This window comes from Streptomyces sp. CWNU-52B (assembly GCF_047444975.1).
Classification (GTDB): Bacteria; Actinomycetota; Actinomycetes; order Streptomycetales; family Streptomycetaceae; genus Streptomyces.
Window position 1 is genome coordinate 1 of record NZ_JBLFJV010000021.1, and the last position, 9,189, is coordinate 9,189.

Genomic DNA, 9,189 nt, shown 5'->3' on the forward strand with positions numbered 1-9,189 from the left:
GATGATCGCCGCACTGCGCAACCAGTTCGGCGGCCACGCCGTCGAGTCGGCGAAGTAGGAGTCATGGGTGATCTCCTCCTCGTCCGGCACGGCGAGACCGAGTGGAGCAGGTCGGGGCAGCACACCAGCTGGACCGATCTGCCCCTCACCCCGCACGGCGAGGAACAGGCGAGGTCCCTCGTCCCGCTCTTCGCCGCACGGTCCTGCGCCCTCGTCCTCACCAGCCCGCTGCGGCGTGCCGTGCGGACCGCGGAGCTGGCGGGGCTGACCGGGGCCGTCGTCGACCCCGATCTGCACGAGTGGGACTACGGGGCGTACGAAGGCATCGCCACCGTCGACATCCACCGGACCCGGCCCGACTGGTACCTGTGGAACGACGGGGTGCCGCCCGGCCCTGACGGGCACCTGGGCGAGTCGCCCGTCGAGGTGGGCGAACGCGCCGACCGGGTGCTCGCCCACGCGGAGAAGGCGCTCCAGGACGGTGACGTGGTCCTCGTGGCCCACTCCCACTTCCTGCGGGTCCTGACCGCCCGTCGGCTGGGTCTGTCCGCCTCGGACGGGCGCCTGTTCCGGCTGGACACGGCCACCGTGAGCCGGCTGTCCACCGAGCACGGCCGCCCGGTCGTCGCGGAGTGGAACGCCAAGCCGTAGAACACGGTTCGGCTCTTCGGAACGACCACGGTCCGGGCTACAGCACGTCGCCGAACTCGCTCAACACCCAAGGTGGAGCGAGGGCGTTGACGTAGTGGCCCGGACCGTGGTCGTCGAAGGAGTACTTGAACGGGATCGTCCGGGTCAGCGCCAGCCGGGTGGCGAGAAAGGCCAGCGGCGCCACGACGGTGAGGCCGGCGAGGGAGTCCATCTGCGGGTAGTGCAGGCCCGGTTCGGTGTTCTCCCGCCAGCCCTCCTGCCGTACGCGCGACAGCGGGCGCACGGACCGCCGGAGCGAGTCGACCGTACGGGTCGTCAGTTCGCCCAGGCGCGCGCCCGGTTGACGCAACGGGTTGTCCAGCACGGTCCGCAGCAGTTCGCCGGGGAGGGTCACCGCCTCCAGCGCGGAGTCGGCGGCGAGGGTCAGGGCGGTGTCCATCGGCCCGCGCGACCTGCGGTAGTGGAACTCCCTGCCGAACGGCGCGTACGGTCCGACCGGGCGGGGCGGCAGGGCCGGTACGACGTCACGGTCGAAGATGTAGCGGATCATCCGGTCGCGCAGCGGCCGGTCGCCGCGCGGGCCGACGGCGTCCTCGCAGGCCCGCGCGAAGTCCGGTCCGCCGACCATGGGCTGCCCGAAGGTGTAGACGGCCCGGAGCTTGTCGGCGAGGGAGCGGTAACGGGGCTCGTGGGTGAGCATCACCGCCATCAGCGCGGCCATCGCGCCGCCGAGGCTGTGGCCGGTGATGTAGAGCGCCTGAAGGCCGTCGCCGCGGGTGCCCGTCCGGCCGGGGACCACGGACTCGCCGCGCAGCGCGCGGTCCAGGGCCTCGATGACGAGATGGCGGGTGGCGCGGACGTTGCGGTAGAAGCCGGCGTGGACCTCGTGTCGCCGGCCCGCGAGTTCGACGGCGAGCGTCTCGGGGCGTACGTCCGCGTCGGTGAGGATGCTGATGATGTCCTCGGGCTGGGTGCCGCGGTAGCAGAGGACGGCGATCCCGCGGTCCCTGTCCTGGATCAGGTAGGCGGCCGAGGCGATGTACATGGCGTCCACGCGCTGCTCGAACACCTGGCAGTCGTTCTCCGGCAGACCGAGCCGCGTCATGATCATGGCCACGGTGTCCGGGTCGCCGCGCTGGGCGTATCCGGCGTACGCGTAGGCCGCGCAGGTCGCCATGGTGTGGGGGACGACTCCGTCGGGGTCGGGGTGGCCCTTGTCGTCCAGCAGCCGTTCCGCCAGGTCGGGATGGACCGGGAAGCCCCTCGCCCCGGGCCCGGGTCCGGCGTCCGTCCCGGGCTTGAGCGGGCGCAGTTCGGCGAAGCTCGGGCCCTTGGCATGGCGGTCGTCGCGCATGATCGACCTCCCCCGGATCGCACCGCACGCAAAGCCGAGCACACCACCACACGATCGACCCGTCAACCACCCCCTGCGGCTACGTGGGGACCGTCCGCACAGTCATACGCCCCACCCTTTTCCCACCACCCACCCGCGCCCCGTAAGGGGCGCGGGGAACTGCGCGATCAGCCCCCACCGACCCGCACCCAACCAACAAACCCCCGACACCCACCCCCTCCAGGGGCGCGGGGAACTGCGCGCCCAACCCCCACCGACCCGCACCCGACAACCGGCCCAAGCCCCGCAGGGGAGCGCGAGGAACGGCGCGCCCAACCCCCACCCACCCGCACCCGACACTCCCCGGCCACCCCCACCGCGTCCCCCTGTGGCCCCTGATGGCCCCGAGCCTCGCGGTGCACCGCCGACGCGCCGAAGGACCCCGAGGCCTCACCCGACCTGCACCGATCCGCCGAGCGCCAGTGACCGGCGCGCGCCGCACGGCCCCCGCACATCGGCGGGAACCACCGCTGCGGGCACCCCCGCCCGCCGGTAGCGTGCTGCCCCCTGTCCCGTACGCATCCGTACGAAGGAAGCGACCGATGGCCGATACCGGGCAGCACGATCAGCGGCACGAACAGCAGCGGTACGAACACTACGAAGGCGGCAGCCCCGAGGCGGAACGGCTGGTCTTCGACCGGCTGGCCCGGGAGCTGATGGTGGTACAGGCAAAGAACCGCCGGGCCACAGGCGGCAGCGGAATCGCCCGCGCCCTCCACGCCAAGGCCCCCCTGGGAGTGGAGAACGCCCGCCTGCGGTTCCACGACGACCTGCCCACCGCCCTGCGCGTCGGCTACGCCCGCCCCGGCGCCGAGTACCCGGTGACCCTGCGGCTGTCGAACGCGAGCGGCATCCGGCAGGGCGACGGCACCCCGGACCTGCGCGGCGCGGCCCTGCGCGTACGGGTCTCCGACGACGAGAGCCACGACCTCCTCGCCACCAGTTACCCGGTGTCGCACGCCCGCGACGCACGGGAGTTCGTCGCCTTCGCCAAGGCCATGGCGGGCGCCCGCAACCCGCTCCAGAAGGCGTTCGGGCTCTTCGTGAAACTCCCCCTCGCGGTGGGGGTCGAGACCGCCACCCGGATGCGGCGCAACATACAGGCGGCCACCCGACAGACCGTCACCTCCCTCGCCACGCAGACCTACTGGAGCCGCGGCGCGATCCTCTGGGGCGAGGCGGGACCGGTGCGCTACCTGCTGCGCCCGGCCGCCGGCACCCCCGCCGCGCCCCCGCCCGACCGCCGCGACCCCGACTTCCTGCACCGTGAGCTGGCCCGGCGGCTCGCCTCGACGGACGTCGCGTTCGAGCTGTGCGTCCAGCGGTACGTGGACGAGTTGCGCACCCCCGTCGAGGACACCTCGGCCGACTGGAAGGACGCCGTCTCCCCGCCGATCGCGGTGGCCCGGCTCACCGTGCCCGGCCACGACCTGGACGAGGCCGAGGCACGGGCGGCCGCCCGCCGCGTCGAGGGCCTGGTGTTCAACCCCTGGTACACCACCGACGACTTCCGCCCGCTGGGCAACCTCAACCGGGCCCGCAAGGCGGCCTATCACGCGAGCGGCACCCACCGGCTCGGGATGCGCTTCGTCACCGAGGAGCCGGCGCGCAACCGCGTCCTCGGCCGGCCCGTCGGCGCGGCCTTCACCCTGCTGAACCGGTATGTGCCGTGGCACCGGCTGCCGTTGCAGCTGAGTCTGCTCAACCTGGTGTTCCTGCGGAAGGTGCTGCGCCGGTACAACCTGATCGACACCGAGGTGCACGAGGCCCCGCCCACGGCGCAGCCCGTACCGGAGCCGATCGAGGAGCGGCTGCGCACCGAGCGCTCGTACGACGGGACGTACAACGATCTGTCCGAGCCGAGGATGGGCGCCGTGGGGGCGGCCTTCGGCCGGAACCTCCAACCGGTGTACCGGCCCGACCAGTTCGACACGCCCAACCCGGTCACGGTCAGCCGTCAGCTGCTGCGGCGCGACCGCTTCGTGCCCGCGACCTCGCTCAACGTACTGGCCGCCGCCTGGATCCAGTTCCAGGTGCACGACTGGGTCAACCACCGGAGGTACCCGGCGGGCGGGCCGTCCGTGGAGGTGCCGCTGCCGCCGGGCAGCGACCCCTGGTACAACACACCGGGCGGGTCGGCGGAGAACGTGATGCGGTTCGCCGAGAACGAGGGGCTCCGGCAGGGCGGCGGCCGTCCACCGATCCTGTTCGGGAACACGGCCTCGCACTGGTGGGACGGCTCCGAGGTGTACGGCGGCGACGAGGGCACCGCCCGCTTCCTGCGGGAGCCCGACGGCGGCGCCAGGCTCCGGCTGGAGGACGGGCACCTGCCGGGCGGGCAGAACGGGATCCCGCTCACCGGGTTCAACGAGAGCTGGTGGATGGGCCTCAGCGCGATGCACACCCTGTTCGCGCGGGAGCACAACGCGGTCTGTGACGCGCTGCGCGCCGAGTATCCGTCGATGAGCGAGGAGCGGATCTACCACACGGCCCGGCTGGTGGTCTCCGCGCTCATCGCGAAGATCCACACGGTGGAGTGGACCCCGGCGATCCTCGCCACCAAGGCCATCGACATCGGCCTGAAGACCAACTGGCAGGGCCCGCCGAAGAACTGGCTGAACCAGCTGGGCCTGTGGCTGCTGGAGGCGCACTCCCTCAAGGGCATCCCGCAGACCCTGCCGGACCATCACGCGGCGCCCTACTCGCTGACCGAGGACTTCGTCACGGTGTACCGCATGCATCCGCTGGTCCCGGACGACTTCGAGCTGCGCGAGCACCACTTCGGGCAGCGGCTGGAGACGGTGGGCTTCCTGGACATCCAGGGCGGCGCCGCCGAGTCGCAGATCCGCAAGACGGGGCTCACGAACGCGCTGTACTCGTTCGGCATCGCCCACCCCGGCGCGATCACCCTGCACAACTACCCTGAGGCGCTGCGGAAGTTCGAGCGGGACGGCGAGATCATCGACCTGTCGGTGGTGGACCTCGTACGGACCAGGCGGCGGGGCGTGCCGCGCTACAACGACTTCCGCGAGGGCCTGCACAAGAAGCGCATCCGGTCCTTCGAGGAGCTGACGCGGAACGCCGAGTCGCTGGCGCGGCTCAAGGAGGTGTACCGCTCGGTCGACGAGATCGACACGGTGGTGGGCCTGTTCGCGGAGAACCCGCCGACGGGCTTCGGCTTCAGCGACACGGCCTTCCGCGTCTTCATCCTGATGGCGACGCGGCGCCTGCAGAGCGACCGCTTCCTGACCGTCGACTACCGGCCCGAGATCTACACACCGCTCGGCATCGACTGGGTCGAGAAGGGCGGCATGGACTCCGTCATCCTGCGGCACTGCCCGGAGCTGGCCGCGCTGCTGCCGCGCGACGCGAGCGCCTTCGCACCCTGGCGGCCGCTGCGGCCCACGGACGGCGGAGGTTCCGGTGACGCGCGCTGAGCCCCGCTCCGGGCACCCCGGGCTCGACGACCTCCTGGCGCGGCCCCTCCTGGAGACCCTCTGGCGCCGCCGCACCCACCGGGTCAGCCGGGGCGCGTCGGTGCCGGCCGGGTCCATGAGCCACCGTTCGGAGCACCCACCGCGGCCCCTGTCGGAGCTGGAGGAGGCGGTGCTGATCGCGCTGACCGGCGCCACCGGGCTGACCATGCCCGACCGGCCCTTCGAGGACCCGCGGGACGGCAAGCCCGTCATGGCCAAGCCCAACCTCACGATGACGGGCCGCACGGCGGGCAGCCCGGACAACGCGCAGGGCACCCACTTCTTCATGATCAACGACTCGGGTACGTACTACCTGCGCAGGCTGGAGCCCGCCCCGCACGAACCCTTCGACGCCGCGACCCTGATCGCCAGGGCCCGCCAGACCAAGGTGCGGGTCCTGGACCACCGGCTCGACGTGGCCGAGGGGATGCGCGACTTCCCGGCGTACCTCGACTCGAACCGGTTCCTGTCCAACCTGCCCGGTACGACGCTGTTCCTGCCGGTGGTCGACCTGTCCCACCAGTACGTCAACGCGCTGATGTACCTGCTCACCCAGCCGGACGGAGCCCGCCCGACCCTCGTCGACGACCGCAACTTCTACCGCCCGGCCGGGGTACGGAAGTGGGTGCGCAACGGGTTCCTGAACGGCGAACTGAAGCTGCCGCTGGGCGCCCTCGGCCCGATGCGCACCCAGATCGAGGCGGACCTGCTGCTGCAGAACCTGATGCTCACGGCCGAGGGCATGGGTCTGGGTGCCTGGATCCACGCCTCGATCAACCCGCAGATCGCCCTGGGCGACCCGAAGTTCTCCCGGGCGTACGGCAGGATGCTCGGCTTCACCTTCGTCACCCCGCGCTGGCGGCTCGCCGACGTCTGGCGCTGGCACGTGCCGCTGCCCCGGTACGCGACACTGCGCTCGCACCCGGTGGGGCTCAGTTCCCCCGAGGGCGAGCCCCTGATCGAGGCCGCGTGCCCACCGGCGTACGAGTCCATGACCGCGGCGGTGGACGCGATCGTCCGGGCGAAGTTCGGGCCCGGCGGCACCTACACGGACAAGGAGATCTTCACCCGGATCTACAAGGAGGACTACGGGCAGCGCTATCTGGCCGAGGCCGGCGAGTACGAGACACGGGTCGTCGACTGCGCGCGGGACGTGTGCGAGTACGTCATCGCCACGCACCGGCGGTTCCCCGCGCACACGGACGCCATCCATGTCCCGGGGGTCTGGCTGCAGGCGCACCATGTCGAGGACGAGTACTACGACCGCTTCTTCGTGAACGGCCTGACGCCGGCCCACCGCGCCCACGCGGACGTGTGGGACGGCTGAGCGGATGGATCACCCGCTCGGCCGCCATCGGTTCAGCGCACCGGCCGGCGTACGTGCTGTGCCGCCAGCCGCACCGGGGCGTTCCGCGCGCCGTAGCCGCGGTAGCCCGCGTCGCGCTGGACCAGTTCGAAGAAGACCCGGCCGATCGTCTCCGTATAGCAGTGCCGGAAGGCACCGCCCGCGTCCCGGTCGTGGTCGTGGTCGTGGTCGTGGTCGTGGTCGTGGTCGTAGAGGATGCCGAGTTCGCGGAAGGTCTCCAACTCACCTTCGGCGAACTCGTACTTGGCGGCGAGGTCGTCGTAGTAGTTGGCGGGGATCGCCAGCAGCCGGCCGCCCGCGGCACGGAAGCGGCGGGCCGCCGTCACGATGTCGTCGGTGGCGAGCGCGATGTGCTGGGCGCGCCCGCCCTCGTCGGCGCCGGGTGCCGGTCCGACACCGAGGGCGATACGGACGCCGCCGTCGCCGTCGGTGACGGCACGGCTGCGCAGGAGCCCGTACGGATCGGCCACGTCCACGCTCTCCTGGGCACCGAGCCCGAGGACACTGCGGTGGAAGAGGGCGGCCTCGTCGAACTGGTGCCAGGGCTGGGTGAGGGCGAGATGGTCGATGCGCCGCACCCCGCCGGTGGCGGTGCCGGTGGTGGCGGTGGTCGCCGGCTGCTCGACGGGCTCGAAGTCGCTTGTCCAGCTGGGTAGTTCGGGCCGGTCGGTGGCGCAGAAGAAGAGTTCCGTGCCGTCGGGTGCGGCGACGGCGTCCAGGGGCACGTCCCGCGGAGCACGGCGGCGCGGCAGCACGGGAGCGAGCAGCGACTCGGCGCGCCGGGCCGCGCCCGCCGGGTCCGGCGACTCCAGTCCGACGGCGGCCAGTCGCGTGCCGTCGCGGCGGGCGGCGGGGCCCGTGTTGAGCAGCACCCTGGCCTCGCCCTGCTGCCAGAGGTCGACCTGCTTGCTGCGGTGCCGGGCGGTCCGGGCGAAGCCGAGCGCCCGGAGGACCTCCGAGACGGGTTCGACGTCGGGGCCGACGAGTTCGGCGAAGGCGATGCCGGTCGGCACGACGGGCGCGGGTGTCTCGGTGAGGCCGACGCTCTCCTGGAGGACGAGGAGCGAGCGCAGCGCGTCGACGGCGGTCGGCCCGGCCTCGGCCTGCCGGAAGACGTCGTTGAAGACTTCGAGGGACAGCGGCCCCCGGTACCCGGCCCGGATCACCCGCCCGGCGAGCCCGGCGACGTCGAAGCCGCCCTGCCCCGGGAAGCAGCGGTAGTGGCGGCTCCACTGCAGGACGTCCATCGCCATCAGCGGGGCGTCGGCGAGCTGGAGGAAGAAGATCTTCTCACCGGGGATGTCCGCGATGCCTTCGAGGTCCTTCGGGTCGGAGCTGCGGGCGAGGATGTGGAAGCTGTCCAGGCAGGTGCCGAGCGCCGGGTGGTCGGCGGCCTCGACGACCCGCCAGGCATGGTCGTACGTGCTGATGTGCCGGCCCCAGGCCAGCGCCTCGTAGGCCACGCGGATGCCGAAGCCGTCGGCCAGTTCGGCGAGTCGGCGCAGCTGGGAGGCGGCGAGGGCGTCGTCGTCGACGGCGAGCGGCGACACGCTGGAGCAGACCAGCACGGTGTCCGTGCCGAGCCGTCGCATGAGCCGGAACTTGTGTTCGGCCCGGCGCAGATTCCGCTCGAACTCCTCCTGTGGGACGGCCTCGATGTCCCGCATCGGCTGGTAGAGGTCGATGCTCAGCCCGAGATCGGCGCACCGGGCCCGGATCTCCTCCGGAGAGAGGGGACTGGCCAGCAGATCGTTCTCAAAGATCTCCACCCCGTCGAACCCGGCCCGCGCGGCGGCGGTGAGTTTCTCGGTCAGAGCCCCGCTGAGAGAAACGGTGGCAATACAGGTACGCACGATGTCACTCCTCCAGTTCCAAGGGCTCACGCCCGAGCAAACCCCCACACCGACCCGCCGTTCTCAGGAACGCGGAACGCGGAACGCGGGGAACTGCGCGACCAGCCACCACGCGCCCTCACCCCCGCGCCCCGGCGGCACCCGCAGCCCCGGCCAACTCGGCGATGTCCGAAAGCATCCGCGCCCCGTCCGGTTCAAGCCCCGTGAACAACCGAAACGCGTCCGCGGCCTGAAACACGGCCATCCCCCCACCGTCGAGCGTCGCGCACCCCACCCCCCGGGCCACCCGCAACAACTCGGTCTCCAACGGCCGGTACACGACCTCCGCCACCCACAGCCCCGCATGCAACAGCCCCGCCGCGAACGGCAACCCAGGGTGCGCGGCCATCCCCGTCGGCGTGGCATGCACCACCCCGTCCACCCCGTCCAGCGGCGCGGCGGCCCGCTCCG

General features: G+C 72.1%; 5 protein-coding genes and 1 pseudogene (1 of these 6 only partly in view). 3 read left to right on the forward strand and 3 right to left on the reverse strand.

The window, feature by feature from the left end:
- Positions 1 to 63: 63 nt before the first annotated feature.
- A complete protein-coding gene (locus tag ACLVWQ_RS21015) occupies positions 64 to 651 on the forward strand; it encodes a histidine phosphatase family protein (RefSeq protein WP_414110572.1) in 588 nt (195 codons plus the stop codon).
- A 37-nt stretch (positions 652 to 688) separates the two neighbouring features.
- Here ACLVWQ_RS21015 and ACLVWQ_RS21020 read toward each other — a convergent pair whose 3' ends face one another.
- A complete protein-coding gene (locus ACLVWQ_RS21020; RefSeq protein ID WP_414110574.1) occupies positions 689 to 2,005 on the reverse strand; it encodes a lipase family protein in 1,317 nt (438 codons plus the stop codon).
- Between the two features lie 581 nt (positions 2,006 to 2,586).
- Here ACLVWQ_RS21020 and ACLVWQ_RS21025 point away from each other — a divergent pair.
- Together ACLVWQ_RS21025 and ACLVWQ_RS21030 are read left to right on the forward strand one after the other, a co-directional pair.
- Positions 2,587 to 5,481 carry a peroxidase family protein gene (locus tag ACLVWQ_RS21025; protein WP_414110575.1) on the forward strand — a complete coding sequence of 965 codons (2,895 nt, stop codon included), beginning with the start codon at positions 2,587 to 2,589 and terminating at the stop codon, positions 5,479 to 5,481.
- Positions 5,468 to 6,847 carry a hypothetical protein gene (locus tag ACLVWQ_RS21030; protein WP_414110576.1) on the forward strand — a complete coding sequence of 460 codons (1,380 nt, stop codon included), beginning with the start codon at positions 5,468 to 5,470 and terminating at the stop codon, positions 6,845 to 6,847. Before ACLVWQ_RS21025 ends, ACLVWQ_RS21030 begins: the two co-directional genes overlap by 14 nt.
- A 32-nt stretch (positions 6,848 to 6,879) precedes the next feature.
- On the opposite strand, the gene ACLVWQ_RS21035 is transcribed toward ACLVWQ_RS21030, so the two are convergent.
- Together ACLVWQ_RS21035 and ACLVWQ_RS21040 are read right to left on the reverse strand one after the other, a co-directional pair.
- Complete coding sequence (locus ACLVWQ_RS21035; RefSeq protein WP_414110578.1) at positions 6,880 to 8,739, reverse strand: bifunctional sugar phosphate isomerase/epimerase/4-hydroxyphenylpyruvate dioxygenase family protein; 1,860 nt, start codon at positions 8,737 to 8,739, stop codon at positions 6,880 to 6,882.
- A gap of 118 nt (positions 8,740 to 8,857) precedes the next feature.
- Positions 8,858 to 9,189, reverse strand: a pseudogene (locus ACLVWQ_RS21040) (shikimate dehydrogenase) (it continues 560 nt past the right edge of the window).

Bases quoted from the DNA above. Each gene is read 5' to 3' on its own strand.
- ACLVWQ_RS21015 (WP_414110572.1), top strand. From the start codon at position 64: ATGGGTGATCTCCTCCTCGTCCGGCACGGCGAGACCGAGTGGAGCAGG.
- ACLVWQ_RS21020 (WP_414110574.1), bottom strand. From the start codon at position 2,005: ATGCGCGACGACCGCCATGCCAAGGGCCCGAGCTTCGCCGAACTGCGC.
- ACLVWQ_RS21025 (WP_414110575.1), top strand. From the start codon at position 2,587: ATGGCCGATACCGGGCAGCACGATCAGCGGCACGAACAGCAGCGGTAC.